Annotated in this window: 25 protein-coding genes; 17 read left to right on the top strand and 8 right to left on the bottom strand. The window is 73.5% G+C overall.

Annotated features, from left to right (window positions below; genetic code table 11):
- The 4 genes from M4J07_RS14130 to M4J07_RS14115 form a co-directional block, all read left to right on the top strand.
- A partial coding sequence (locus M4J07_RS14130) for an MFS transporter (protein WP_255971656.1) occupies positions 1 to 1,191 on the top strand: 1,191 nt, incomplete at its 5' end.
- Positions 1,192 to 1,325: 134 nt separating this feature from the next.
- On the top strand, positions 1,326 to 2,483 hold the full coding sequence (locus M4J07_RS14125) for a Gfo/Idh/MocA family protein (RefSeq protein ID WP_255971655.1): 1,158 nt from the start codon (positions 1,326 to 1,328) through the stop codon (positions 2,481 to 2,483).
- Complete coding sequence (locus M4J07_RS14120) at positions 2,476 to 3,408, top strand: DUF6807 domain-containing protein (RefSeq protein WP_255971654.1); 933 nt, start codon at positions 2,476 to 2,478, stop codon at positions 3,406 to 3,408. The genes M4J07_RS14125 and M4J07_RS14120 overlap by 8 nt, the downstream gene beginning before the upstream one ends.
- Entirely contained in the window at positions 3,402 to 4,121 is a 720-nt protein-coding gene (locus tag M4J07_RS14115; protein WP_255971653.1) for a cupin domain-containing protein, read from the top strand. Before M4J07_RS14120 ends, M4J07_RS14115 begins: the two co-directional genes overlap by 7 nt.
- 6 nt (positions 4,122 to 4,127) lie before the next feature.
- On the opposite strand, the gene M4J07_RS14110 is transcribed toward M4J07_RS14115, so the two are convergent.
- Complete coding sequence (locus M4J07_RS14110; protein ID WP_255971652.1) at positions 4,128 to 4,598, bottom strand: winged helix-turn-helix transcriptional regulator; 471 nt, start codon at positions 4,596 to 4,598, stop codon at positions 4,128 to 4,130.
- A 114-nt stretch (positions 4,599 to 4,712) separates the two neighbouring features.
- Between M4J07_RS14110 and M4J07_RS14105 the strand changes: the two genes are divergently transcribed.
- Positions 4,713 to 5,885 (top strand): thiolase family protein, encoded by a 1,173-nt coding sequence (locus M4J07_RS14105; RefSeq protein WP_255971651.1) that lies wholly within the window; start codon positions 4,713 to 4,715, stop codon positions 5,883 to 5,885.
- 21 nt (positions 5,886 to 5,906) lie between these two features.
- Here M4J07_RS14105 and M4J07_RS14100 read toward each other — a convergent pair whose 3' ends face one another.
- Entirely contained in the window at positions 5,907 to 6,614 is a 708-nt protein-coding gene (locus M4J07_RS14100) for a TVP38/TMEM64 family protein (RefSeq protein ID WP_255971650.1), read from the bottom strand.
- An 88-nt stretch (positions 6,615 to 6,702) separates the two neighbouring features.
- On the opposite strand from M4J07_RS14100, the gene M4J07_RS14095 reads away from it, so the two are divergent.
- The 4 genes from M4J07_RS14095 to M4J07_RS14080 all read left to right on the top strand — a co-directional run bounded on the left by M4J07_RS14095 (position 6,703) and on the right by M4J07_RS14080 (position 10,732).
- A complete protein-coding gene (locus tag M4J07_RS14095; RefSeq protein ID WP_255971649.1) occupies positions 6,703 to 7,410 on the top strand; it encodes a DNA alkylation repair protein in 708 nt (235 codons plus the stop codon).
- Between the two features lie 317 nt (positions 7,411 to 7,727).
- The gene (gene tuf, locus M4J07_RS14090; RefSeq protein ID WP_255971648.1) at positions 7,728 to 8,909 is read left to right on the top strand and encodes an elongation factor Tu; all 1,182 of its coding nucleotides are present in this window, start codon (positions 7,728 to 7,730) and stop codon (positions 8,907 to 8,909) included.
- 97 nt (positions 8,910 to 9,006) lie between these two features.
- Positions 9,007 to 9,846, top strand: a complete 840-nt coding sequence (locus M4J07_RS14085; RefSeq protein ID WP_255971647.1) for a patatin-like phospholipase family protein — start codon at positions 9,007 to 9,009, stop codon at positions 9,844 to 9,846.
- 94 nt (positions 9,847 to 9,940) lie between these two features.
- A complete protein-coding gene (locus tag M4J07_RS14080) occupies positions 9,941 to 10,732 on the top strand; it encodes a spermidine synthase (RefSeq protein ID WP_255971660.1) in 792 nt (263 codons plus the stop codon).
- On the opposite strand, the gene M4J07_RS14075 is transcribed toward M4J07_RS14080, so the two are convergent.
- From M4J07_RS14075 to M4J07_RS14065, 3 genes are all read right to left on the bottom strand, one after another.
- Positions 10,719 to 12,041 carry an MFS transporter gene (locus tag M4J07_RS14075; RefSeq protein WP_255971645.1) on the bottom strand — a complete coding sequence of 441 codons (1,323 nt, stop codon included), beginning with the start codon at positions 12,039 to 12,041 and terminating at the stop codon, positions 10,719 to 10,721. The two genes, M4J07_RS14080 and M4J07_RS14075, sit on opposite strands and share 14 nt — an antisense overlap.
- Before the next feature lie 51 nt (positions 12,042 to 12,092).
- Positions 12,093 to 13,139: a hypothetical protein gene (locus M4J07_RS14070; RefSeq protein WP_255971643.1), complete on the bottom strand. Its 1,047-nt coding sequence runs from the start codon at positions 13,137 to 13,139 to the stop codon at positions 12,093 to 12,095.
- A gap of 78 nt (positions 13,140 to 13,217) precedes the next feature.
- On the bottom strand, positions 13,218 to 14,120 hold the full coding sequence (locus M4J07_RS14065) for a hypothetical protein (protein WP_255971641.1): 903 nt from the start codon (positions 14,118 to 14,120) through the stop codon (positions 13,218 to 13,220).
- A gap of 70 nt (positions 14,121 to 14,190) precedes the next feature.
- On the opposite strand from M4J07_RS14065, the gene M4J07_RS14060 reads away from it, so the two are divergent.
- The 4 genes from M4J07_RS14060 (at position 14,191) to M4J07_RS14045 (ending at position 17,473) form a co-directional block, all read left to right on the top strand.
- A complete protein-coding gene (locus M4J07_RS14060; protein WP_255971659.1) occupies positions 14,191 to 14,628 on the top strand; it encodes a DUF4442 domain-containing protein in 438 nt (145 codons plus the stop codon).
- A gap of 140 nt (positions 14,629 to 14,768) precedes the next feature.
- Entirely contained in the window at positions 14,769 to 14,957 is a 189-nt protein-coding gene (locus M4J07_RS14055; protein WP_255971639.1) for a hypothetical protein, read from the top strand.
- A 184-nt stretch (positions 14,958 to 15,141) separates the two neighbouring features.
- Complete coding sequence (locus M4J07_RS14050; protein WP_255971637.1) at positions 15,142 to 16,737, top strand: carboxylesterase/lipase family protein; 1,596 nt, start codon at positions 15,142 to 15,144, stop codon at positions 16,735 to 16,737.
- Between the two features lie 85 nt (positions 16,738 to 16,822).
- Entirely contained in the window at positions 16,823 to 17,473 is a 651-nt protein-coding gene (locus M4J07_RS14045; RefSeq protein WP_255971635.1) for a DedA family protein, read from the top strand.
- Between the two features lie 39 nt (positions 17,474 to 17,512).
- On the opposite strand, the gene M4J07_RS14040 is transcribed toward M4J07_RS14045, so the two are convergent.
- Complete coding sequence (locus M4J07_RS14040; protein WP_255971632.1) at positions 17,513 to 18,049, bottom strand: gamma carbonic anhydrase family protein; 537 nt, start codon at positions 18,047 to 18,049, stop codon at positions 17,513 to 17,515.
- Between the two features lie 118 nt (positions 18,050 to 18,167).
- Here M4J07_RS14040 and M4J07_RS14035 point away from each other — a divergent pair, with 118 nt between their 5' ends.
- Positions 18,168 to 18,911: an acyltransferase gene (locus M4J07_RS14035; RefSeq protein ID WP_255971630.1), complete on the top strand. Its 744-nt coding sequence runs from the start codon at positions 18,168 to 18,170 to the stop codon at positions 18,909 to 18,911.
- A gap of 42 nt (positions 18,912 to 18,953) precedes the next feature.
- On the opposite strand, the gene M4J07_RS14030 is transcribed toward M4J07_RS14035, so the two are convergent.
- On the bottom strand, positions 18,954 to 19,853 hold the full coding sequence (locus M4J07_RS14030; RefSeq protein ID WP_255971658.1) for a LysR family transcriptional regulator ArgP: 900 nt from the start codon (positions 19,851 to 19,853) through the stop codon (positions 18,954 to 18,956).
- Positions 19,854 to 19,922: 69 nt separating this feature from the next.
- On the opposite strand from M4J07_RS14030, the gene M4J07_RS14025 reads away from it, so the two are divergent.
- Together M4J07_RS14025 and M4J07_RS14020 are read left to right on the top strand one after the other, a co-directional pair.
- On the top strand, positions 19,923 to 20,537 hold the full coding sequence (locus M4J07_RS14025) for a LysE/ArgO family amino acid transporter (protein ID WP_255971628.1): 615 nt from the start codon (positions 19,923 to 19,925) through the stop codon (positions 20,535 to 20,537).
- Positions 20,538 to 20,630: 93 nt separating this feature from the next.
- On the top strand, positions 20,631 to 21,923 hold the full coding sequence (locus M4J07_RS14020; RefSeq protein WP_255971626.1) for an MFS transporter: 1,293 nt from the start codon (positions 20,631 to 20,633) through the stop codon (positions 21,921 to 21,923).
- 66 nt (positions 21,924 to 21,989) lie between these two features.
- Here M4J07_RS14020 and M4J07_RS14015 read toward each other — a convergent pair whose 3' ends face one another.
- Positions 21,990 to 22,856, bottom strand: a complete 867-nt coding sequence (locus M4J07_RS14015) for a DMT family transporter (protein ID WP_255971624.1) — start codon at positions 22,854 to 22,856, stop codon at positions 21,990 to 21,992.
- Between the two features lie 126 nt (positions 22,857 to 22,982).
- Here M4J07_RS14015 and M4J07_RS14010 point away from each other — a divergent pair, with 126 nt between their 5' ends.
- Positions 22,983 to 23,555: a helix-turn-helix domain-containing protein gene (locus M4J07_RS14010; RefSeq protein WP_255971622.1), complete on the top strand. Its 573-nt coding sequence runs from the start codon at positions 22,983 to 22,985 to the stop codon at positions 23,553 to 23,555.
- The last annotated feature ends 16 nt before the right edge of the window (positions 23,556 to 23,571 follow it).

Below are 23,571 nucleotides of genomic sequence, written 5' to 3'. Positions count from 1 at the left end.
CGGGAGTACCCGCCCTTCTTCACCGCCTGCTCGCTCCAGGTCGCCGCCCAGACCGTCGCGGGCCTCGCCCTCGGCTCCCTCGTCTACGCGGCGACCGGTTCCCCGCTGCTCTCCGCGCTGGCCATGTTCGGGCCGTCGCTCGCCCAGGTCGTCGGCGCGCTCACCCTGCTGTCGGCGGCGGACCGGCTGCCGCCGCGCGCCGCGCTCGCCGGGCTCTCCCTCTTCCTCGCCCTCGCCACGGCCGTGCAGGCGGTGCCCGGTCTCCCCACGGCGGCCGCGCTCGCGCTCGTCCTTCTCCAGGGTGTTCCCGCGGCGCTCGGCGGCGGCGTCCGCTACGGACTGCTCACCGACCTCCTCCACAAGGACGGCTATCTGCTGGGCCGTTCCGTCCTCAACATGAGCACGGGACTGTGCCAGATCCTCGGTTTCGCGGTGGGCGGCGTGCTGGTCACCGCACTGTCCCCGCGCGGCACCCTCCTCGTCGCCTGCGGCCTGTACGCGGCGTCGGCGCTGGTCGCACGGACCGGCCTGGCCCACCGCCCGGCCCGGTCGACCGGACGCCCCTCCCTGTCCGAGACGATGCGCGGCAACAGACGGCTCTGGTCGTCGGTCCCGCGCCGCTACGTCTACCTCGCCCTGTGGGTGCCGAACGGCCTGATCGTCGGCTGCGAGGCGCTCTTCCTGCCGTACGACCCCCGGCACGCGGGCCTCCTCCTCGCGGCCGCCGCCCTCGGCATGCTCGCCGGGGACACCCTCACGGGCCGCTTCCTGCCGCCGCGTTGGCGCCCGCGCCTGGGCGCCCCGCTGCGCCTGCTGCTCGCCGCGCCCTACCTGGTCTTCGCCGTCGACCCCGCCCTGCCGACGGCCGTCGTCGCCGTCACCCTCGCCTCGGTCGGCTACTCGGCGAGCCTCCTCCTCCAGGAACGCCTCGTGGCCCTCACCCCCGACGAACTCGGCGGGCACGCGCTGGGCCTGCACACGGCGGGGATGCTGACGACCCAGGGCGTCGGAGCGCTCCTGGCCGGCGCCCTCGCCCAACTCCGGTCCCCGGCAACGGCGATGACCCTGCTGGCCGCCGTGTCGGTGGGAGTGACGCTGGCGTTGGGACGGGGGTTGCGGGCGGGTGACGCCGGTCCCGCCCCGGCGGACCGGGCCGGACGCACACCCGGCCGCCCGGCGGAAAACCCCTGACGGAGGCGGTGACGCACTGTTGACCCCCGTCGCCCCACCCGCATAGCGTCGACCACGAGGGAAAGCGCTTGCTATACCGGGCGCCCCTTGACCAGGCACCGTCACCGCACCCCGATGGAGTGTTGATCGCGCCCATGCGCAGCACACCCGCACCGGATCGCTCCGGACCCCGTACCCACCGTCTCAAGGCCGCCGTCGTCGGTACCGGCGGCATCGCCCGCGGCAGTCATCTGCCCGCCCTCCGGCAGCTCGCCGAGGAGGGGGAGCTGGAGGTCGTCGCCGCCGTCGACATCGACGACGAGGCCGTCCGCCGGTTCTGCACCGACGGCGGCATCCCGCACCCGTACACCGATCTCGCGCGCATGCTCGACGAGCAGCGCCCGGACCTCGTGACCATCTGCACGCCCCCGACCCTGCACCGCGAACAGAGCGTCGCCGCCCTGGAGTCCGGGGCCTGGGTGTGGTGCGAGAAGCCGCCGACGCCGTCCCTCGAGGAGTTCGACGCGGTCGAGGCCGCGGAGGGGGCCGAGGGCGGGCCGTACGCCGCCATCGTGTTCCAGCACCGGTTCGGGTCCGGCGCCCGGCACGTGCGCGAGCTGCTGGCGAAGGGCGAGGTCGGGCGGCCGCTCGTCGCCCACTGCCAGACCACCTGGCACCGGGACACCGCGTACTACTCCGTGCCGTGGCGCGGGCGTTGGGCCACGGAGGGCGGCGGACCCGCCATGGGACACGGCATCCACCAGATGGATCTGCTGCTCGACATCCTCGGGCCGTGGAGCGAGGTGCGGGCGATGGCCGGGCGGCTCGTGCACGACGTCGAGACCGAGGACGTGTCGACCGCGCTCGTCCGGTTCGAGAGCGGCACCATGGCCACCGTCGTCAACAGCGTCCTCAGCCCGGACGAGGTCAGCCGGATCCGCATCGACTGCGAGCGCGCGACCCTCGAACTGACCCATCTGTACGGGTACGGGAACGCCGACTGGACCGTGACGCCCGCGCGGGACGTGCCCGAGGAACTCGCCGCGTCCTGGCGGGACTTCGGGCCCGACGTGCCCAGCTCCCACCTCGCCCAGCTGCGCGAGCTCGTCGCCTCGATGCGGGCGGGCGAGCGGCCGCGCAGCAGCGGACCCGACGGCCGCACCAGCCTGGAGCTGATCTCCGCGCTCTACAAGTCGGCGTTCACCGACGTCACCGTCCGCTCCGGCGAGATCGGCCCCGGCGACCCGTACTACACCGCCCTGCACGGCGGCGCCCCCGGCTGGGCGCCCACCCAGGAGGCACCCCATGAGTGAAGGTCTGCGCGTCGTCCATGCCCACGGCGACCGGATCACGGTCACCGAACCCACCACCGGCGTCGACCTGTTCGCGTACGTCTACCGGCCCGAGGCGGCGTGGGAGGCACCGAAGCCGTACCTGCACCCGGTCAGGACGCTGAGCGGCGCCGCCGTCACCGACTACCGGCCCAACGACCACCGCTGGCACAAAGGCCTGCAGATGACCGCCTCGCACCTGTCGGGGCAGAACCTGTGGGGCGGCAACAGCTATGTGCACGGCGAGGGGTACCTCCGGCTGCCCGAGCGCGTCGGGTCCATGGCGCACGTCGCCTTCGACGAGGTCCGGGCCGACGGGGACGGAAACCTCGTCATCGCCGAGCGGCTCACCTGGCATCCGCACGACGGCGAGCTGTGGGCCGAGGAGGAGCGCCGCGTCGAGGTGCGCGACGTCGACCCGGCCGCCGGGACCTGGACGCTGACCTGGACCAGCGCCGTCACCAACCGCCGCGCGGAGCCGCTCCGGTTCGGCAGCCCGACCACGCACGGCCGCGAACTGGCGGGCTACACGGGGCTGTTCTGGCGCGGCCCGCGCGCCTTCCGCGACGGCCGCATCCAGACCGCGGACGCCGAGGGGCCGCAGGTCATGGGTGCGCAGGCGCCCTGGCTCGCGTACAGCGGCGAGCACGACGGCAGTGACGGACACGCCACGCTCGTCTTCGAGCACGCCCCGGAGAACGACCACGCGGGGGAGCGCGGCGCCCACCCCGCCCACTGGTTCGTGCGCAACGACCCGTTCGCCGCCGTGGCACCCTCCTTCGCCTTCCACGACGAGCTCGTCCTGGCGCCGGGGGACACCCTCACCCGCCGCTACCGCGTCGTCGTCGCCGACGGCGCCTGGGAGCGGGACGAGATAGCCAAGTACCTGGCGGAGCACCCGTGGTGACCCCGGCCGTGCCCTACGAAGGGCTGCCGGGCGGCGTCGCCGTCTCGCACCTCGCCGTGTACGACTGGCCGGCCGCCGACGGGCTCTGCGGCGGCACCCCGCACCTGCACCTGACGTGCAGCGAGGGGTACGTCGTCACGGCGGGGCGCGGCGCCGTGCAGACGCTCACCGCCTCCGGGTTCGAGCAGACGCCGCTCGCGGCCGGTACCGTCGCCTGGTTCACCCCGGGCACGATCCACCGTCTCGTGAACGAGGGCGGGGGCCTGCGCATCGTCGTCCTGATGCAGAACAGCGGGCTCCCGGAGGCGGGCGACGCCGTGCTCACGCTGCCGCCCGCGTACCTGACCGACCCGGACACCTACGCGGCCGCGACCACCATTCCCGCCGACGCCCCCGAGGCCGAGCAGGAACGGTTCGCGCGGGCCCGGCGCGACCTCGCCGTCGAGGGATACCTGCGGCTGCGCGAGGAACCGAAGGAGCTGGCCGCCTTCCACGAGGCGGCGGCCGCGCTGGTCAGGCACCGGCTGGACGCCTGGCGCACGCGCTGGGAGCGGGGCGCCGCCGCGGCCGCCGCCGCGACCGGGCAGCAGCTCGACCGGCTCGCGGCGGGTGACGCCGGGCATCTCGCGGAAGCGGCCGTGCGGTCCGAAGTCCCGTCCGCGTACGGCAAGTTCGGGATGTGCGGTCGGCTGGACGTGTACCGGCTCGACTGACCGGTGCTACCCGGCGTCCGGCCCCGACGTCGTCCAGCCCGGGGCCTGGGGGTGCGCCTTGAGGTCCTCGTGGCGCACCGCCTCGCCGCAGGCCGCGCAGGTCACCGCGGGCACCAGGTCGTGCCCGCAGCGGTGCTCGATCACCATGGGGCGGTCGCCGTCGCGCAGATGGCGGTCGCCCCAGGCCATCAGCGTCATCAGGACCGGCTCCAGTTCGAGGCCCGCCGTCGTCGGCCGGTACTCGAAGCGCTGCGGCCGCTCCTGGTACGCCACCTTCTCCAGCACGCCCGCCTCGACCAGGCGCTTGAGGCGTGTGGCCAGGACGTCGCGGGGGGCCCCGATGTTGCGCACGAGCCGGTCGAAGCGGCCGTTGCCCAGGCAGACCTCGCGCAGCACGAGCAGGGAGTGCTTCTCCCCGACGACGGCCAGGGTGTCGGCGATCGAGCAGGGGCGGGGGTCCTTGGCTGCAGCGGGCATGCGCCCAGTGTAGAGGCCCGTTCCCGGGTGGGTTTGTTTTTCCAACGCGCAGAGCTATGGTGAGTTGGAAATTCCTACTCGTGCGTAACCCCATCCGCCACGGAGGCCAGCGCCATGCGTGACGCCGTCATCGTCGAAGCCGTACGCACCCCCGTCGGAAAGGGCCGGCCGGGCGTCGGCGCCCTGTCCGGCACCCACCCCGTCCAACTCCTCGCCCACACCCTGCGCACCCTCGTCGACCGGGCCGGGATCGATCCCGCGCTCGTCGACGACGTCATCGGCGGCACCGTCGACCAGGTCGGCGAGCAGGCCATGAACACCACCCGCTACGCCGTCCTGTCCGCCGGTTTCCCGGAGTCGGTGCCCGCCACCACGGTCGACCGGCAGTGCGGCTCGTCCCAGCAGGCCGTGCACTTCGCCGCGCAGGGCGTCCTGTCCGGCGCGTACGACATGGCCGTCGCCTGCGGCGTCGAGTCCATGAGCCGGGTGCCGATGTGGTCCAACGTGCCCGCCGGGGCCGACCCGTTCGGCCCCGGCATCACCGAGCGCTACCCCGAGGGTCTGGTCCCGCAGGGCATCAGCGCCGAACTCATCGCCGCGAAGTGGTCCCTGTCGCGCGAGCAGATGGACACCTACGCCGCGGAGTCGCACCGCAGGGCCGCCGCCGCGTGGGACGGCGGGCTCTTCGACGCGGAGGTCGCGCCGCTGGAGGGGGTGACGCGGGACGAGTCGGTGCGGCCGGGGACCTCGGTGGAGGTGCTGGGCGGTCTCAAGTCCGCGTACTACGACCCCGGGTTCGCGGAGCGGTTCCCGCAGATCGAGTGGAACGTGACGGCGGGGAACGCGAGTCCCGTCAACGACGGGGCATCCGCCGTGCTCATCACGACCAGCGAGCACGCGGCCCGGCTGGGCCTGCGGCCGCTCGCCCGGCTGCACTCCTTCGCCGTGACCGGATCCGATCCGCTGCTCATGCTGACCGGGGTGATCCCGGCGACCGAGAAGGTGCTCGGGAAGGCGGGGCTCGGCCTCGCGGACATCGACCTGTTCGAGGTCAACGAGGCGTTCGCCGCGGTCGTCCTGGCCTGGCTGCAGGAGACCGGGGCGGATCCGGACCGGCTCAACGTGCACGGCGGGGCGATCGCCCTCGGGCATCCGCTGGGCGCGAGCGGGACCCGGCTGATGACGACACTGGTGCACGCCATGCGGGCACGCGGGGCGCGGTTCGGACTGCAGACCATGTGCGAGGCCGGGGGACTGGCCAACGCCACGGTGCTGGAAGCGCTCTGAGGCAGGGACGCCCGACCGGGTTCAGGCGTCGCCGCGGAACGTGTGGCGCTTGAACCAGGCGACCAGGACCCCCGCCAGACCCGTCACCGCGATGAAGCCCATCGCGATCAGGAACGCCGGGGACGTCGGCGTCGACGCGCGGGCGCCCGCCACCACGTACGCCGCCGTGTTCGGGATCGAGCCGAGCGCCGTGGCCAGGAGGAAGGGCAGCCAGCCCATCCGGGAGACCGCCGCGCAGTAGTTCGCCGCCCAGAACGGGACGCCGGGGAAGAGGCGGGCCGCCAGCATCGAGCGGAAGCCGTGCCGGCTGAGCTGGCCGTCCGCCGCCTTCAGCCACCGCCCGCGCAGCAGCGGACGCAGCGCGTCCTGGCCGAGGAGCCGGCCGAGCCCGAAGGAGACGCCCGCCCCGACCACCGTCCCGCCGATCGCGCCCAGCAGCCCGAGCTGCGAGCCGAACAGGGCACCCGCCGCGAGGTTCAGCAGCGGGCGCGGCACGAACGCCACCGTGCACAGCCCGTACGCCACCGCGAACAGCACGACCGCCGCCGCACCGCCCACCTGCGGCGGCCAGCCGTCCGCGAGCAGCCGCTGCGGCTCGAAGAGCAGCACGCCCGTCGCGCCCGCCGCCAGCAGCACCACCAGGAGCGACAGCCGTGACCAGGGGGACAGCAGCACCCTGGTGCAGCGCGCGGCGAGCCCGGCGGGACGGGCGGGGACGGTCTCGAACATCCGGGGAGAGTAACCGACACATACGTAAGATCGCCGTAGGTTGTGTCTCACTTCTCCCGCTGTTCCCGATCGGTCCAGGGAGGGTCACGTGCCCGTCACCGCACCGCCACCCAGCGAGCTCGCCGACACGCTTCTCGCCCGGCTGCCCGCCGTCTACGGGGCCGCCGCCGACGCCGAGCGCGCCGCGCAGATACGCGCCTACATGAAGGACGTCGCGCCCTTCCTCGGCCTCACCTCGCCCGTCCGCAGGGAACTGTCCCGGACCGTCCTCGACGGCACGCCCCGCCCGGACGAGACCGATCTCACCGCCGTCGCGCTGCGCTGCTGGGCGCTGCCCGAGCGCGAGTACGCCTACTTCGCCGTGGACTACCTGCGCCGCCACGTGCGGCGCCTGTCGTCCGGCTTCCTGCCCGTCGCCCGCCGGCTCGTGACGACCGTGCCGTGGTGGGACACCGTCGACCTGCTCGCCGCGCACGTCGTGGGCGGGCTCGTCTCCGCCGACCCGAAGCTCCTCGCCGCCATGGACGCCTGGATCGACGACCCGGACCTGTGGGTGGCCAGGACCGCGCTGCTGCACCAGCTCCGGTACAAGGACGCCACCGACGCGGAGCGGCTCTTCGCGTACTGCCTGCGGCAGGCCGGGCATCCGGACTTCTTCATCAGGAAGGCGATCGGCTGGGCGCTGCGCGAGTACGCCAAGACCGACCCCGACGCGGTGCGGTCCTTCGTCGCCGCGCACCGGGACGTCCTCGCCCCGCTCTCGGTACGGGAAGCCCTGAAGAACGTCGGCCCCTGACCTGCCGGTCAACTGCCCCGCGGGGCGCGGAAAACCATTCGACGCCCGGCGCCAGGTCGGCGATGATCTGCCTCATGTTCCGGTACGCCTTCCTCGCAGCTCCGTCCGCAGTCGCGGACGCGGCTCAGGCTGCCGGTTTCCGCACAGCTCTGCTCGCAGCAGCCGCTGACGGCGCGCGACGCTGACCCTCTCCGGACAATCCGGCGGACCCCGCAGGGGGAGGGTCGGCCGGATTCAGGGGTCCCCGCCTCCCGCCTGGAGGCCCTCACTTCTCTTCTGAAGTTCTTTCAGTTGTTCCGGAAAGGGACCACCCAGCCATGCCCAAGACGGCATACGTGCGCACCAAGCCGCACCTGAACATCGGCACCATGGGCCACGTCGACCACGGCAAGACCACCCTGACCGCCGCCATCACCAAGGTCCTCGCCGACCGCGGCGCGGGCACCTTCGTGCCCTTCGACCGCATCGACAAGGCGCCGGAGGAGGCGCAGCGCGGCATCACCATCAACATCGCGCACGTCGAGTACGAGACCGACACCCGGCACTACGCGCACGTCGACATGCCGGGCCACGCCGACTACGTCAAGAACATGGTCACCGGTGCCGCCCAGCTCGACGGGGCGATCCTCGTCGTGTCCGCGCTCGACGGGATCATGCCGCAGACCGCCGAGCACGTGCTGCTCGCGCGGCAGGTGGGGGTCGACCACATCGTCGTCGCGATCAACAAGGCGGACGCCGGGGACGAAGAAGTCACCGACCTCGTCGAGCTGGAGGTGCGCGAGCTGCTCTCCGCCCACGGGTACGGTGGCGACTCCGTACCGGTCGTACGGGTCTCCGGGCTCAGGGCCCTGGAGGGCGACCCGCGGTGGACGGCGTCCATCGAGGCGTTGCTCGACGCGGTCGACACGTACGTGCCGATGCCCGAGCGGTACGTGGACGCGCCGTTCCTGCTGTCGATCGAGAACGTGATGACGATCAGCGGGCGGGGCACCGTCGTCACCGGCGCCGTCGAGCGCGGGCGCGTGCGGGTCGGCGACCGGGTGCGGGTGTACGGCGCCGAGTCCCTCAAGGAAGGGGAGACCGTCGTCACCGGCGTCGAGACCTTCGGCAAGCCGATGGAGGAGGCGCAGGCCGGTGACAACGTGGCGCTGCTGCTGCGCGGGGTGCCGCGGGACGCGGTGCGACGCGGGCACGTCGTCGCCGAGCCGGGCAGCCTGCGGCCGGCGCGGCGGTTCACCGCACAGGTGTACGTCCTGTCGGCGAAGGAGGGCGGCAGGACCACGCCGGTCGCCACCGGCTACCGCCCGCAGTTCTACCTGCGCACCGCGGACGTCGTCGGGGACGTCGACCTGGGCGAGGTGGCCGTCGCCCGGCCCGGCGACACCGTCGCCATGACGGTCGAGCTGGGCCGTGACGTGCCGCTGGAGTCCGGTCTCGGCTTCGCGATCCGCGAGGGCGGACGGACCGTCGGCGCGGGCACCGTGACGTCGGTCGAGTGAACGACCGTGCGGCCGGGACCCCGGGGTCCCGGCCGCACGCCGGTGCGTCACACTGACCGCGGACACGACGGTCGGGGCGGAGCAGGCGGAGGTCGCGGTGGCGGGCAGGGCACTCGTACTCGGGGGCGGCGGGCTCGCCGGCATCGGCTGGATCTCCGGGATCCTGCACGGCCTCGCCGAGGCGGGCACCGACCTGTGGGACGCCGACACCGTCATCGGCACGTCGGCCGGGGCGGTCGTGGGCGCCCAGCTCACCTCGGGACGGCTGACCCCGCTCTCCCTCTACGAACGTCAGCTCGCCGCCCCGACGAAGGAGCTGACCGGAGACTTCGGGGCGAGCGCGACGTTCAGGTACGCCCGCGCCGCGCTGTCGTCGCGGACCATCGAGTCGTACGGGCGCAAGCTCGGCCGGATGGCCCTGGCCGCCCGCACCCCCGACGAGGCGGCCCGCCGCGCGGTGATCGCGGGCCGGCTCCTGTCCCACGACTGGCCCGACCGCCGGCTCCTGGTCACCGCCGTGCAGGCGCACACCGGGGAGTTCCGGGTCTTCGACGGCACCTGCGGGGCCGGTCTCGTCGACGCCGTCGCGGCGAGCTGCGCGGTGCCCGGGGTCTGGCCGCCGGTGACGCTCGACGGCGCCCGCTGGATCGACGGCGGCACCCGCTCGCCGGCCAACGCACAGCTCGCCGAGGGGCACGAGCGGGTGGTGGTCGTCGCGCCCATCGCGGCGGGCGGCGGCGTCCTGCACGCGGCCCGCACCCAGGCCGCCCGGCTCGCCGACGCCGGCACCCGCGTCACCCTCATCACCCCGGACCGCGCGGCCCGCCGCGCCTTCGGCAACAACAGCCTCGACCCCCGCCACCGGGCCCCCGCCGCCCGCGCCGGCCGCGAACAGGCGGCGGCCCACGTCGCGGCGGTGGCCAGGACCTGGGGGTGAGGGGCGGGCGTCCCGGCACAATGGGTGGGTGAACGCACCCGATCCCGAGCCGATACCCGTCACCCGTGCCGTCGACCACGGCACCGCCAAACTGATGCCCGACGTGGACCGGCGGCGGGCCTGGCTGCTGACGGTGGACGGGGCGCCCCAGTCGTACGTCGACCTCGACGAGCCCGCCCACCTGGAGTTCGAGTACGCGCGACGCCTCGGGCACGTCCTGGACTGCGTCGGCGCGGACGACGGGCCGCTGGACGTGCTGCACCTGGGCGGCGGCGCGCTGACCCTGCCCCGGTACGTCGCCGTCACCCGGCCCGGGTCCCGGCAGGACGTCGTCGAGGCGGACCGGGGACTGCTCGCCCTGGTCACCGAGCACCTGCCGCTGCCGGACGGGGCGGGCATCGACGTGCACGGCGCGGACGCCCGCGCCTGGCTGGAGACCGCACCCGCGGACTCCGTGGACGTGCTCGTGGCCGACGTGTTCGGCGGCTCACGCGTCCCGGCGCACCTGACGACCGAGGCGTACGCGCGGGAGGCGGACCGGGTGCTGCGGCCCGGCGGCACCTACGCGGCGAACCTCGCGGACGGCGCGCCCTTCGCCTTCCTGCGCTCCCAACTGGCCACGTTCTCGACGGTGTTCGAGCACGTCGCGCTGGTCGCCGAGCCCGCGGTGCTGCGCGGCCGACGGTTCGGCAACGCGGTGCTGGTCGCCTCGCAGACGCCGCTCGACGTCACCGAGCTGGCCCGGCGCACCGCCCGCGACGCGTTCCCCGCCCGGGTCGAGCACGGGGCGGCGCTGCGCCGCTTCGTCGGCGACGCGCGGCCGGTCACGGACGCCGCCGCGGTGCCGTCGCCGGAGCCGCCGGGCGGCTCGTTCAGCGTGGGGTGACCTCCACCGGCGCGGCCGACGCCGGCTCCGGCGACGGCTCCGCCGAGCCCGCGACCTTCACGGTCTCGCGCCGCCGCAGGTTCCGTACGTCGGGGACGAACAGCACCGCGCACGTCGCGAGCACGACGAGCGCCGCGCACCCCCACAGCGCCGGGGTCCGCCCGAACGCGGACTCCGCGGGGCCGGCGAGCGCCGTGGCGAGCGGCACCATGGCCACCGAGCCGAACCAGTCGTAGGCGGAGACCCGGGACAGCTTCTCCTCCGGGATCTCCTGGTGCAGGGCTGTGATCCAGGAGACGCCGAAGATCTCGATGGTGACGCCGCTGACGAACATCACGGCGACCAGCACGCCCAGCGGCACCGGCACAGCGAGCGCCGCCGACGGCAGGGCCAGCGAGAACACCGACAGGGTCGCCGCGAACAGCAGCCGCTGCGGTTTCCACCGCATCATCAGCAGCCCGCCGAGGATCGTGCCCACGCCGAACGCGCCGAGCGCGAGCCCCCACGGCCCGGCCCCGCCCAGCTCGTCGCGCGCCACCAGCGGCCCGAACACCGACTCGGCGGCGCCCACCACCGCGACGACCACCGAGAACTGCGCGACGATCGTCCACAGCCAGGGCCGCCCGACGAACTCGCGCCAGCCGTCCCGCATGTCGGCGAGCAGCCCGCCGCCCGCCTCGCGCGGTGCGATGTGGCCCACCTTGAGGAAGCACCGCAGCGCACCCGCCACCGCGAACGCCGCCGCGTCGACCGCGAGCACCCAGCCGGGCCCGATCGCGGCGACCATCGCGCCGCCGAGCGCGGCACCGCCCACCGCCGCGCCCGACATGCCCATCCGGAACAGGGCGAAGGCGCGGCTGGCCTGCTCGCCCGAGACGGAGGCCATCAGCATGCCCTCGGCCGCCGGATTGAAGAACGCCTGGCCCGTGCCGCCGAGCGCGCTCAGCGCCATCATCTGCCACAGCTGCGGCTCGCCCGCGATGACGAGCAGGGCGAAGGCGCCCTGCGAGAGGAAGTTCAGGGCGTTGGCCGCGACCATCACGTGGTGGCGCGGCAGCCGGTCGGCCACCGCGCCGCCCACCAGCAGGAAGACCACCAGGAACAGCGTGCGCGCCGCGGCCACCAGGCCGACGTCGCCGCCGTCCCCGCCGGCGTCGAGCACCGCGAACGCCGACGCGATGAGCGCGCCGTGCGCCCCGAGCGTCGTGACGAACGCGGACACGGCGAGCAGGGTGTAGTTGCGCCCGGCCCAGGCGGGGCGGCGGCGCGAACGTTTCGGCAAGGACGGCGGGGCGGCGGCGGAGGTCACTGAGGGACTATCGCCGCCGCACGTCCATTTGCCAAACCGATTACCCGCGGCTCAGGACGCGGTGGGGTCCTTGAAGTAGCGGACCGAGTCGACGATCTTCTGGATCGTCTCGTCGGACACCTCGCCCTTGACGCCCTTCGCGGCCCACAGGTCCCAGGAGACGTAGTCGCCCTCGGCGTTCTGGAAGGCGAACACGGTCGCCTTGCCCTCGCTGGCGCACTTGCCCTTCTTGGGGTTGTTCTCGGAGTGCGCGGTGATCAGGCTGCCCTTGATGCCCTGGGCGTTGGTGAAGTCCTTCGCCTTGCCCAGCTTGACCGACTTGAGGTCCGGCTCCGTGTACCCGCCGTAGATCCACCACGGCACCCGGTTCTCGGCGGCCTGGGCGGCGGTCTTCGCACCGTTCTCACCGCGCGTGCCGACGCCCGCGAGCGCGGTGTCCTCCTGGCGGCCGTCCTTGTTCGCGTCCTCGGTGCACCACTTGGACTTGAACCACGCGGGTCCGGTCACGGTGGTCCGGCCGCTGTCGCCCTTGTACTTGTACTCGAAGCCGACGCTCTGGTCGGCGCCGCCCGGGTCGACCTCCCAGCCCGGCGGGACGTCGAAGACCGTCTTGAAGTTGGTGTTGACCACGGGCTGCCAGCCCTCGACGACCGGCTTGACCGCGTTGTCACCGCCGCGCGGGTTGTCGTCCGTGGACGCGGTCGGGCTCGGCTGCTGGGTCGCGGACTTCGTCGTCTTGGGCTTCGGCTCGTCGCCGCCCTTCGCGTCGTCGTCCTTGTCCCCGCCGAGCACCAGGAAACCGGTCACCCCGGCCGCGACCACCACGGCCACCGCGGCGACGATCGCGACGAGCTTCGTCCTGTTCCCGCCACCGCCGCTCGGCGGCTGCGGGGCGCCGAGCGGTGTCGTCGGCGCGTTCCAACCCGGCTGCTGCTGGTACGGGTTCGGCTGCTGGTACCCCGGCTGCTGATAGGGGTTGGGCTGCTGGTACCCCGGCTGCTGGTACGGGTTGGGTGTCGGCGGATTGTTGGGATGATTCGGGTTGTTCGCGTCCTGCGGGTTCTGCTCGCCCCCGGGCGGCTGCTGTCCTGGCCACATGGCCGTAAACGATAGAGGGTCGTGGGGCCGCTGACGTCCCGGCCCTGTACCGGACGTGCAACGGTTGCCCCCGCAGCGTCAGGACGCCTCGTCGTCCACCATCCGCACCGTGGCCGCAATCCGGCGGATCGTCCCGTCCGGTACCTCGTCCCGCACGTCCGCCGCCCCGACGAAGCTCCACGAGAGGATGTCGCCGTCCGGGCTCTTGAACGAGAACGTCGTCGCCCTGCCCTCCGTGGCGCACCGGTTCTTCCTGGCCACGCCGTGGGACTCGGCGGAGACGAGGGTGCCGGAGAGGCCCGACGCGGTGGTGAAGGACTCGGCGGTGCCGGTGGTGACCTGGTCGCGCCGCTGCGCGTAGCCGCCGAAGACCCAGTCCGCGGCGTCCCGCCGGGCCGCCGCCGCGGGGGTCCTGGCGCCCTGGCCGCCCCGGGTACCGGCGAAGCCGAGCGGCGAGTCCTCCTTGGTGCCGTCCTGGTCGGTGTCGACCGAGCACCACTTCTCCTGGAGGAAGGCGGGGGCCCGCATCGCGATGAGGAGTTCGGCGTCCGGGTGCGCCGGGTCGCCCACCGAGGTCACCCAGTCCTCCGACTGCGGGGCCCACTCGGGCGGCACGTCGAAGGCGACCTTCGCCTTCGGGTTGACCACCGCCCGCCAGCCCTCGACCGTGGCCGCGACGCCGCCGTCCCGCCGGGGATCGCCGGTCGGGGCCGCGGAGGTGGCCGGTGCGGCGGTGCCGGTGGGGCCGGGCGCGGGGCCGTCGTCCCCGCCGCGCACGACCACGACGCCCGTGACGCACGCCGCCACGACCACGGCCGCCGCGACGACCGCGAGGACGGCGGTCCGGTTGCCGGCGCGCCGGGGCGGGAGAGGGGGCGGCGTCGGCTGCCCGCCGTACGGATCCGGCTGCGGGTACGGATTCGGCTGCGTCGTCCGCGGGTGGTGCGTGCCGTCCCCCGGACCCTGCTCTCCTGGCCACATGGGGAGTCACCCTAAGGGGTGACGCCGGATGCTACTAGCGGGTAACCTGCGCGGCATGAGCGCAGATCAGATGTCCATCGGCGAGATGCTCGCCGCCACGGTTCCGATGGCCCGCACCCTGAACCTCGACTTCGTCGAGACCACCCCGGAGCGGGCGGTCGTCGCGCTGCCCGACCAGGCCGACTACCACAACCACGTGGGCGGACCGCACGCCGGAGCGATGTTCACGCTCGGCGAGTCCGCGAGCGGCGCCATCGTGCTCGCCGCCTTCGGGGAGCAGCTCTCCCGCGCGGTGCCGCTGGCCGTCAGCGCCGAGATCGCCTACAAGAAGCTGGCGATGGGAGCGGTCACCGCGACCGCGACCCTGGGACGCCCGGCCGCCGACGTCGTAGCGGAGCTGGACGCCGGGCAGCGGCCGGAATTCCCGGTGGGCATCGAGATCCGGCGCGCAGACGGCGCGGTGACCGGCGAGATGACCGTCGTGTGGACGTTGCGGCCCAACAGCTGAGGGTGTGACCAGGGACGGAAGGTGCCGGCGTCAGGTGGACGCAGGGCACCTTCTTGTCGCGACTGACCGGCTGTCGGGAACGTCGGCCGGGATGGTCATGGCCTGCTGAGGGAAGGGGCCCGGCGGGGGAGGTGGTCGCTGTGCTGCCGGCTCTGTTCTGGGTGCTGCTCCTCTGGGTGGTGCTGTTCCTGGTGCGCCCGCTGAACTGGGGAACGATCTACATCGGCCTCGTCTTCACGCTGTTCTACCTGGGTGTGCGGCTGGGGCGGCCGTGGGTCGCGGTCGTGGGCGGCATCGGGGTCGTGGCCTTCCTGGCGTGGGGGATCTGACGGCCGGTCTGCCCACGAGGAGATCGGCGAGGGCCACGAAGGTGCCCGCCCTTCTCGTGCACTCCATTGACACGAGTCAACGCCGGACGTAGTTTCCCGCTCGGCCCTCCATCGCCTGACGGGGAGTCAAGTCCGCTTTCTCGCACAGCGCGTTCACGTGTCGAACGAAGGAGTGGTCACTGACATGCGAAGCCACCGCATGCGCACGCTGGTCGCCGCCCTGGTGACCGTGGCCGCCGGGCTCGTCCCGGTGGCGGCCGCCCGGGCCGCGGAGCCCGGCGGCACCCTGGTGCACACGGCGACCGGATGGGTGCGGGGTGAGCGCACCGCCGAGGGGCGGCAGTTCCTCGGCATCCCCTACGCCCGGCCGCCCGTCGGTGAACTGCGCTGGCGCGAACCCCGGCCCACTGAGCGCTGGAGCGGGGTGCGCGATGCGACCGGCTTCGGCAACAGGTGCGTACAGACGGCGAGTTGGGACCCCGGCTACGAGGACCCGACCTACACCGAGGACTGTCTCGACCTCAACGTGTACGCACCCGACGGCTCCGCGGGACGGCCCGTCATGGTGTGGCTGCACGGCGGCGGGCTCACCGCGGGCGCCGGCGCCGACATCGTGCCCGACACCTTCGCCCGCACCACCGGCACCGTCGTCGTCACGGTCAACTACCGCCTCGGCGCGCTGGGTTTCCTCGCCTCGGCCGGACTCGACGGCACGGCGTCCGACGGCGTCTCCGGCAACTACGGCCTCCAGGACCAGCAGGCCGCGCTGCGCTGGGTGCGCGGCAACATCGCACGGTTCGGCGGCGACCCGGCCCGCGTCACCGTCGCCGGCGAGTCCGCGGGCGGCCGCTCCGTGTGCACCCAGCTCGCCTCGCCGACCGCACGCGGCCTGTTCCGGACCGGGATCATCGAGTCGGGGGCGTACGGGGACTGCGCGGCCCGCACCCACCGGGAGGCCCGCGCGGCCGGGGCCGCGTTCGCCCGGAAGCTCGGCTGCGACGGGCCGGACGCCGTGGCGTGCCTGCGGCGCAAGCCGGCCAGGGAGGTCCTCGACGCGCAGGCCGGATTCGACTGGGGGCCGGTCGTCGGCGGGGCCTTCCTGCCCGAGCAGCCGGCCGCCGCGATCGCCGCGGGCCGCTCCGCGCGCGTCCCCGTCCTCAACGGCGCCAACCAGGACGAGGGCCGGCTCTTCGCGTACGGCGCGTACGACGGACAGGGCCGGCCGCTGACGGCCGCCGGCTACCCGAAGGCCCTGACGGACGCGTTCGGGCCGGCGGCCGGGGCGCGGGCCCTGCGGGAGTACCCGGTGGACCGCTACCCGTCGCCCACCCACGCGTACGCCGCCGCGGCCGGTGACCAGCTGATGGCCTGCCCGGCACTCCGCCTCGACGAGCGACTGGCCCGCAGCGGCCTGCCGGTCTACGCGTACGAGTTCGCCGACCGCACCTCGCCGCCGTTCGCGTCGATCAGGGAGGCCGGCCGGACCTTCGACTTCGGTGCCACCCACGTCAACGAGGTGCAGTACCTCTTCAAGCACTTCGGCCTCGCCACCCCGCTCGACGCGGAGCAGCGGGTCCTGGCGCGCCGGATGGTCCAGTACTGGGGCTCCTTCGTCCGGGGCGGCGAACCCCGGGCGCAGGGTGCGCCCGCGATGCCCGACGGGCGGACGCACCCGGGCCGGGTGCTGTCGCTGCGCACTGCCTCCGTGGGCGGGATCACGCTCTCCACGACGGTTCACACCGAACACCGATGCACCTTCTGGGACTCGGTGGCGTCATAGGGAGCAGGTAGGCTGCCCGGCGTGCGTGTTCAGAGGGGGAGCGCACGTCGGGCACACGGATTTTCGGGTACGGGAGGCGACCGCGTTGCACGTCCAGGAATGGCTCGACACGATTCCGGCGGTCGCCATCTACGCGTTGGTGGCCGGGGTCATCGGTCTGGAGAGCCTGGGCATCCCGCTGCCCGGCGAGATCGTGCTGATCTCCGCCGCGCTGCTGTCCTCGCAGCACGGGGACGTGAACCCGCTCGTGCTCGGGGTCTGCGCCACCGCGGGCGCGGTGATCGGCGACTCCATCGGGTACGCCATCGGCCGCAAGGGCGGCCGGCCGCTGCTGGCGAAACTGGGGAGCAAGTTCCCCCGGCACTTCGGTCCCAGCCACGTGGCGACCGCCGAGCGCTCCTTCGAGAAGTGGGGCATGTGGGCCGTCTTCTTCGGCCGCTTCATCGCCCTGCTGCGCATCTTCGCCGGCCCGCTGGCCGGTGTTCTGCACATGCCGTACTGGAAGTTCCTCGTCGCGAACTTCCTGGGCGGCGTGGTGTGGGCGGGCGGCACGACCGCCGTCATCTACTACGTCGGGGTCGTCGCCGAGGACTGGCTGAAGCGGTTCTCGTACGTGGGCCTCGGGGTCGCCGTGCTGATCGGGCTCGCGTCGATGCTGATCGTGAAGCGGCGGGCGGCGAAGATGGCCGCCGAGCACGAGGCCGCCGAGCCGGAGCCGGCCGTCGCGGCCGACTGAGGTCGCCGGCCGCTCCCGCCCGCTCGCCGTGCGGGACGCCTACCGGTACTCGGCCCGGTGGGCCTGGGCCAGCTCCACGTAGACCGTGCCGTTGAGGGTGACGCCCTCGCGCTCCTCCTGCGTCAGTTCCCGCCTGACCTTGGCCGGGACGCCCGCGACCAGGGAACCCGGCGGGACCACCATGCCCTGCGGCACCAGCGCCTGGGCCGCCACCAGCGAACCGGCGCCGATCACCGCGCCGTTGAGGACCGTCGCGCCCATGCCGATCAGGCAGTCGTCCTCCACGGTGCAGCCGTGCAGGACCGCGTTGTGGCCGACCGAGACGCGCTCGCCGATCGTCACCGGGAAACCGGCGTCGACGTGCACGGTGCAGTTGTCCTGGATGTTGCTGTCGGGGCCGAGCACGATCGGCTCGAACTCCGCGCGCAGCACCGCGCCGTACCAGACGCTCGCACCGGGATGCAGGGTGACGTCGCCGATCAGGGCGGACGTCGGCGCCGTGAACGCCGACTCGTCGACCTTCGGTTCCCTGCCGCCGAAGCCGGTGACGAGTGCCTCGTGGGCCGTGTTTCCCATGGGGGTGTCGCTCCCTGTGTGTCGTGCCTGCGTCGCGCCTGAGCGAACCGTACCTGTGGGGTGAAGATCACAGGCCGTCGAGGTGGGGGCGGACGGTACGGGTGAGTAACGTAGCGCCGTGCCGAAGACCTGGAACGCGTTCTCGTCCCGCGGGTCGTCCGTCAAGGGCGGGCTCGCCCACCGTGCCGTGCAGGCGGGCTGGCGCTGGGCGCAGCGCAAGGGCGCGGTCACGGCCGAGCAGCCCGGCGGGCACCGGTTCGGCGCGATCGGGCACGGCACCAAACTCGCGTTCCCGCAGGGCACCGTCTTCGGGGAGCCGTGGATCCGGCTCGGCGCGCACTGCATCATCGGCGAGCAGGTCACGCTGACCGCCGGGCTGATGCCCGACCTGGACCTGGGGTCCGAGCCGATCCTGACCATCGGGGACGGCGTCGTCATCGGCCGCGGCAGCCACGTCATCGCCGACACGACCGTGACCGTCGGCTCCGACGTCTACATGGGCCCGTACGTCTACATCACCTCCACCAATCACTCCTACGACGACCCGCACGAGCCCATCGGCAAGCAGTGGCCCCGGATGGAACCGGTGGCGATCGGGTCGGGCTGCTGGATCGGCACCGGCGCCGTGATCCTGCCCGGCGCCCGGATCGGGCGGAACGTCGTCGTCGCGGCGGGCGCCGTGGTCCGCGGCGCCGTGCCGGACCACGCCGTCGTGGCGGGGGCGCCGGCCCGGGTCGTCCGGACCTGGGACGCCGAGGCGGGCTGGCAACCGCCGCTGCGCACCCCGGCCCCGCAGCCGATCCCGTCCGACGTCACCCCCGAACAGCTCCTCGCCCTGGCCGAGTTGGAGGAGGGCGCGTAGCCGACCCGGTGGGCGGGGCAGGAGGGATCTGGGAGACGGGCCCTAGCCGCGCAGCGCTTGCGCCGCCGCGGTGGTCACCGCCGCCGCGACCGCGGCGAGCGCGGGGGAGTCCAGCTTCCACTGCTGCCAGTACAGCGGGTGGTCGACCGGGCGGTCCGGGGCCAGCTGGACCAGCCGGCCCCGCGCCAGCAGCGGTTCCGCCTGCGCCTCGGGCACCATGCCCCAGCCGAGACCGAGCGCGACGGACTCGACGAACCCCTCCGACGTGGGCACCGCGTGCCGCACCGGGCTCGCCGCGCCCCGGCCGCCGAGCAGTGCGCGCACGAACGCGTCCTGGTGGCCGTCGCTGCGGTCGAACGTCATCACCGGGGCATCGGGGAGCGCGTCCCGCAGCGGGCCGCCGAGGTACCGGTCCACGAACTCGGGGCTCGCCGCGGCGACGTAGCGCATCCGTCCCAGGAGCCGCACCGAACAGCCCGTCACCGGCTCGGGCGACGAGGTCACCGCCGCCATCACCAGGCCCTCCCTGAGCAGTTCCGCCGTGCGGGACTCGTCCTCGCGGTGCAGCTCGAAGCGGAGCCGCGGGATGCCCGACACCCGGGTGAGCGCAGTCAGGAACCAGGTCGCCAGGGAGTCGGCGTTCACCGCCACCGCCACCCGGGTCGGGCCGTCGTCGTCGCTCAGACCGAGCTCGGCGTACGCGTCCCGCTCCAGCCGCGCGAGCTGACGGGCGAATCGCACGACGACCTCGCCCGACTCGGTCGGCCGCACCGGCTTGGTGCGTACGAGCAGCACCCGTCCGGTCCGCTGCTCCAGCGCCTTCACCCGCTGGCTGACCGCCGACGGCGTCAGGTGCAGGGCGGTCGCCGCCGCGTCGAACGTGCCCTCGTCGACCACCGCGAGCAGGGTCCGCACCTGATCGAGCGGGAGCTCAGGAATCATCACGAGCGCTAATGCTACGTAAAAATCTTTAGCTGTACGCGCGGTGATCCGCTGCTTAGCGTCGAGGACATGACCGCTTCACTCACCGCCGCTGCCGCCGGATTCGGCACCGGCCTCTCGCTCATCGTCGCCATCGGAGCCCAGAACGCGTTCGTGCTACGGCAGGGGATCCGCCGCGACGCGGTCCTCGCCGTGGTCGGGATCTGTGCCCTCTCGGACGCGCTGCTGATCGCGCTCGGCGTCGGTGGCGTCGGGGCCGTGGTGGTGGCGTGGCCGGGGGCGGTCACGGCGATCGGCTGGATCGGCGGCGCGTTCCTGATCGGCTACGGCGTTCTCGCCGCCCGCCGCGTCGTGCACCCGGCGGGCTCGCTGCGGGCGGAGGGCGAGGCGGCGGGCTCACGGCGCCGCGCGGTGCTCACCTGTCTGGCGATGACCTGGCTCAACCCGCACGTCTACCTCGACACCGTGTTCCTGCTCGGTTCCGTCGCCGCCGGACACGGATCGAGCCGCTGGACCTTCGGACTCGGCGCGGTGCTCGCCAGCCTGTGCTGGTTCGCCGCCCTCGGCTTCGGGGCCCGGCTGCTGGGCCGCTTCCTGGCCAGGCCGGTCGCCTGGCGGGTGCTCGACGCCCTGGTCGCCACCACGATGATCGCCATGGGGATCATGCTGCTCGCCGGAACCTGAGCAGGCGGTACCCGACGTCCCCGGCCGTACTGCGATAGTGAACCCTGGCATCGAAAGATGTAGCGACCAACCAGGATGACCGACCGGGGACCCGTGGACACCAGCGAGAGCAGCACCGGCACCGAACAGCAGGAGCCGTCCGGACCGTCCCGGCGCGGCTGGCGCCGCTGGGCCATGGACACCCGGCCCCTGCGCATCCCCGCCTACCGGCGGCTGTGGACCTCCACCATCGTCACGGCCGTGGGCAGCCAGCTCACCGCCGTCGCCGTGCCGAAGCAGATCTACGACATCACCGGTTCCTCGGCGTGGGTCGGCGCGGCCAGCATGGCCGGCCTGCTGCCGCTCGTCGTGTTCGCGCTGTGGGGCGGCGCGATCGCCGACAGCATGGACCGCCGCAAACTGCTCCTCGTCACCAACAGCGGGATCGCCGTCACCTCGGTGCTGTTCTGGCTGCAGGCCCTGGTCGGGCTCGACTCCGTGGGCACGCTGATGGTGCTGCTGGCGGTGCAGCAGGCCTTCTGGGGTCTGAACGCCCCGGCCCGCAACGCGTCCATCGCCCGGCTGGTGCCCGAGGGCGAACTGGCCGCGGCCAACGCCCTCGGCTCGACCGTCATGCAGACCGGCCAGGTCGTCGGGCCGCTCCTGGCGGGCGTCCTGATCCCCGTCATCGGCCTGCCCGAGCTCTATCTGATCGACGCCCTCGCGCTGTGCGTCACCGTGTGGGCCGTGTACCGGCTGCCCTCGCTGCCGCCGCTGGACACCACCGTGAAGCGGCGGGCGGGCGTCCGGGAGATCGCGGCCGGTTTCCGCTACATCTCGATGCACAAGGTGCTGCTGCTGTCGTTCCTCGCCGACATCATCGCGATGGTCTTCGGGATGCCGCGCGCCCTGTTCCCCCAGCTCGCCGCCGAGACCTACGCGCCGTACGGGGAAGGGCTCGCGCTCGGCCTGCTGTTCGCGGCGATCCCGATCGGGGCGGTGGTCGGCGGCCTGTTCTCCGGCACGTTCTCGCGGGCGAAGCGGCACGGCTGGATGGTGATCGGGGCGGTCGTCGCGTGGGGCGCGGCGATCACCGGGTTCGGGCTGAGCGACAGTCTGTGGCTCGCCGTGGTGTTCCTGGCCGTGGCGGGGATCGCCGACATGGTCTCGATGGTGTTCCGCGGGGCGATCCTGCTGTCCGCCGCCACCGATGAGATGCGCGGCCGGATGCAGGGCGTCTTCACGGTCGTCGTCGCGGGCGGGCCGCGCCTCGCCGACGTGCTGCACGGCACGGCGGGCTCGGCGTTCGGCCCGCGTGCGGCGGTCGTCGGGGGCGGCCTCCTGGTCGTCGTCGCCATGCTGGGGCTCGCGTTCGCGGTACCGGCGTTGCGCAAGTACCGGATCTGAGGGACGGGTCCCGGGTCCGGGGGACAGGCCCGGCGGATTCCCGGGCCTGAGGGGCGAGTTCCCGGCTCAGCCCGTCGCCAGCAGCACCGTCCCGATCAGGGCGAGCCCGGCGCCTGCGGCCTGCACCCCGCGCAGCCGCTCGCTCAGGACGCCGCGCGCCGCGAGCGCGGTGACGACGGGGTAGAGGGACGCCAGTACGGCGGCCACCGTGACCGGGCCGTGCTGCGCGGCCATCGAGTACGTGCCGTTGGCGGCCACGTCCGCGAGGCCCACGAACGCCAGGGCCGGCAGAGCGCGCACGAGCAGCGCGGGTCCGCCCTCCACCGGCAGCACCGGCGCCCCGCGCCGCGCCGAGACGAGGAGCGCCGCGCCACCCGCCGCCACGTTCGTCACGCGCTGCACGAACAGGGCGAGGAAGAGGCCGGTGAGGGTGGTCGACGCCTCCGCGATCAGGGCCATCACCGCGCCGAAGCCGAACGCCGCCAGCAGCGTGAGCAGCACCGCCTGCCGCTGCACGGGAGCGCCCTTCAGCTGCGGGCCGCCCGCGAGGACCACGCCCGCGACGGCGACCAGGATGCCCGCGAACTGCAGCAGTCCCGGCCGCTCGCCGAGGACCAGCCCGACCCCCACCGGCACAGCGACGCCCAGCGAGCCGAGCGGCGAGACGACCCCCATCGGGCCGAGCGCGAGCGCCTTGTAGAAGGCGAGCATGGCGACGGGACCGACGAGCCCGGCGCCCACCGCGAACCACAGCTGCGGGCCCGCCTCGCTCCAGCCGCCCGTGGCGAGCACGATCGCGCCGAGCACGACCGTCGCGATCGACTGCGAGACGACCACCACCGTGAGGGCCGGCGTGCGCCGCGTGAGCAGCCCGCCGCCGAAGTCGGCGAGGCCCCACAGCAGGCTCGTGGCCAGGGCGAAGAGTGCTGTCATGCCGGACCTCGCAGTACAGTTTGCTGAACGTTCGGGTGCACCACACCGTAGTTCACTGAACTGAACGACGTCATCCAAAATATTGCACAACGGCTAGCCTCGTCGACCCACTCTCATGGACGGAACGTGTCGGACCTCGACCTCCTGACCCAGTCGCTCGCCCGCAACGTGAAGCACTGGCGCGCCGAGCGCGGCTTCACCCTGGACGCGCTGGCCGGCCGGGCCGGCGTCAGCCGCGGCATGCTCATCCAGATCGAGCAGGCCCGCACGAACCCGAGTATCGGCACCGTCGTCAAGATCGGTGACGCGCTCGGGGTCAGCATCACCACGCTGCTCGACTACGAGCAGGGGCCGAAGGTGCGGATCGTGCCGGCCGACCAGGCGGTGCGGCTGTGGTCCACGGAGGCCGGCAGCTACCACCGGCTCCTCGCCGGGACCGAGGCGCCCGGGCCGCTGGAGATGTGGGACTGGCTGCTGCAGCCCGGCGACGGCAGCCCGTCCGATCCGCACCCCCAGGGCACCGTCGAACTCCTCCACGTCACCGAGGGGGAGTTGACCCTGGTCGTCGACGGCGTCGCGCACCAGGTGCCCGAGGGCGCGAGCGTCACCTTCGAGGCCGACGTGCCGCACGAGTACCGCAACGACGGTGCCGTACCGGCCCGGTTGGTCATGGCCGTGTCGGTGCCGTTCGAACGCTGAGACGCCCGGATACGGT

This window comes from Streptomyces longispororuber, from assembly GCF_024448165.1.
GTDB classification, from domain to species: domain Bacteria; phylum Actinomycetota; class Actinomycetes; order Streptomycetales; family Streptomycetaceae; genus Streptomyces; species Streptomyces longispororuber_A.
The sequence above is the reverse complement of the archived record's forward strand: the minus strand, read 5'-3'. Positions and strand labels throughout refer to the sequence as shown.

Coding starts and splice junctions, on each gene's coding strand:
- M4J07_RS14110 (WP_255971652.1), bottom strand. CDS start 4,598: ATGCCCGCTGCAGCCAAGGACCCCCGCCCCTGCTCGATCGCCGACACC.
- M4J07_RS14080 (WP_255971660.1), top strand. CDS start 9,941: ATGCCCGACGTGGACCGGCGGCGGGCCTGGCTGCTGACGGTGGACGGG.
- M4J07_RS14025 (WP_255971628.1), top strand. CDS start 19,923: ATGACCGCTTCACTCACCGCCGCTGCCGCCGGATTCGGCACCGGCCTC.
- M4J07_RS14060 (WP_255971659.1), top strand. CDS start 14,191: ATGTCCATCGGCGAGATGCTCGCCGCCACGGTTCCGATGGCCCGCACC.
- M4J07_RS14040 (WP_255971632.1), bottom strand. CDS start 18,049: ATGGGAAACACGGCCCACGAGGCACTCGTCACCGGCTTCGGCGGCAGG.
- M4J07_RS14050 (WP_255971637.1), top strand. CDS start 15,142: ATGCGAAGCCACCGCATGCGCACGCTGGTCGCCGCCCTGGTGACCGTG.
- M4J07_RS14070 (WP_255971643.1), bottom strand. CDS start 13,139: ATGTGGCCAGGACAGCAGCCGCCCGGGGGCGAGCAGAACCCGCAGGAC.
- M4J07_RS14030 (WP_255971658.1), bottom strand. CDS start 19,853: ATGATTCCTGAGCTCCCGCTCGATCAGGTGCGGACCCTGCTCGCGGTG.
- tuf (WP_255971648.1), top strand. CDS start 7,728: ATGCCCAAGACGGCATACGTGCGCACCAAGCCGCACCTGAACATCGGC.
- M4J07_RS14065 (WP_255971641.1), bottom strand. CDS start 14,120: ATGTGGCCAGGAGAGCAGGGTCCGGGGGACGGCACGCACCACCCGCGG.
- M4J07_RS14015 (WP_255971624.1), bottom strand. CDS start 22,856: ATGACAGCACTCTTCGCCCTGGCCACGAGCCTGCTGTGGGGCCTCGCC.
- M4J07_RS14120 (WP_255971654.1), top strand. CDS start 2,476: ATGAGTGAAGGTCTGCGCGTCGTCCATGCCCACGGCGACCGGATCACG.
- M4J07_RS14105 (WP_255971651.1), top strand. CDS start 4,713: ATGCGTGACGCCGTCATCGTCGAAGCCGTACGCACCCCCGTCGGAAAG.
- M4J07_RS14100 (WP_255971650.1), bottom strand. CDS start 6,614: ATGTTCGAGACCGTCCCCGCCCGTCCCGCCGGGCTCGCCGCGCGCTGC.
- M4J07_RS14125 (WP_255971655.1), top strand. CDS start 1,326: ATGCGCAGCACACCCGCACCGGATCGCTCCGGACCCCGTACCCACCGT.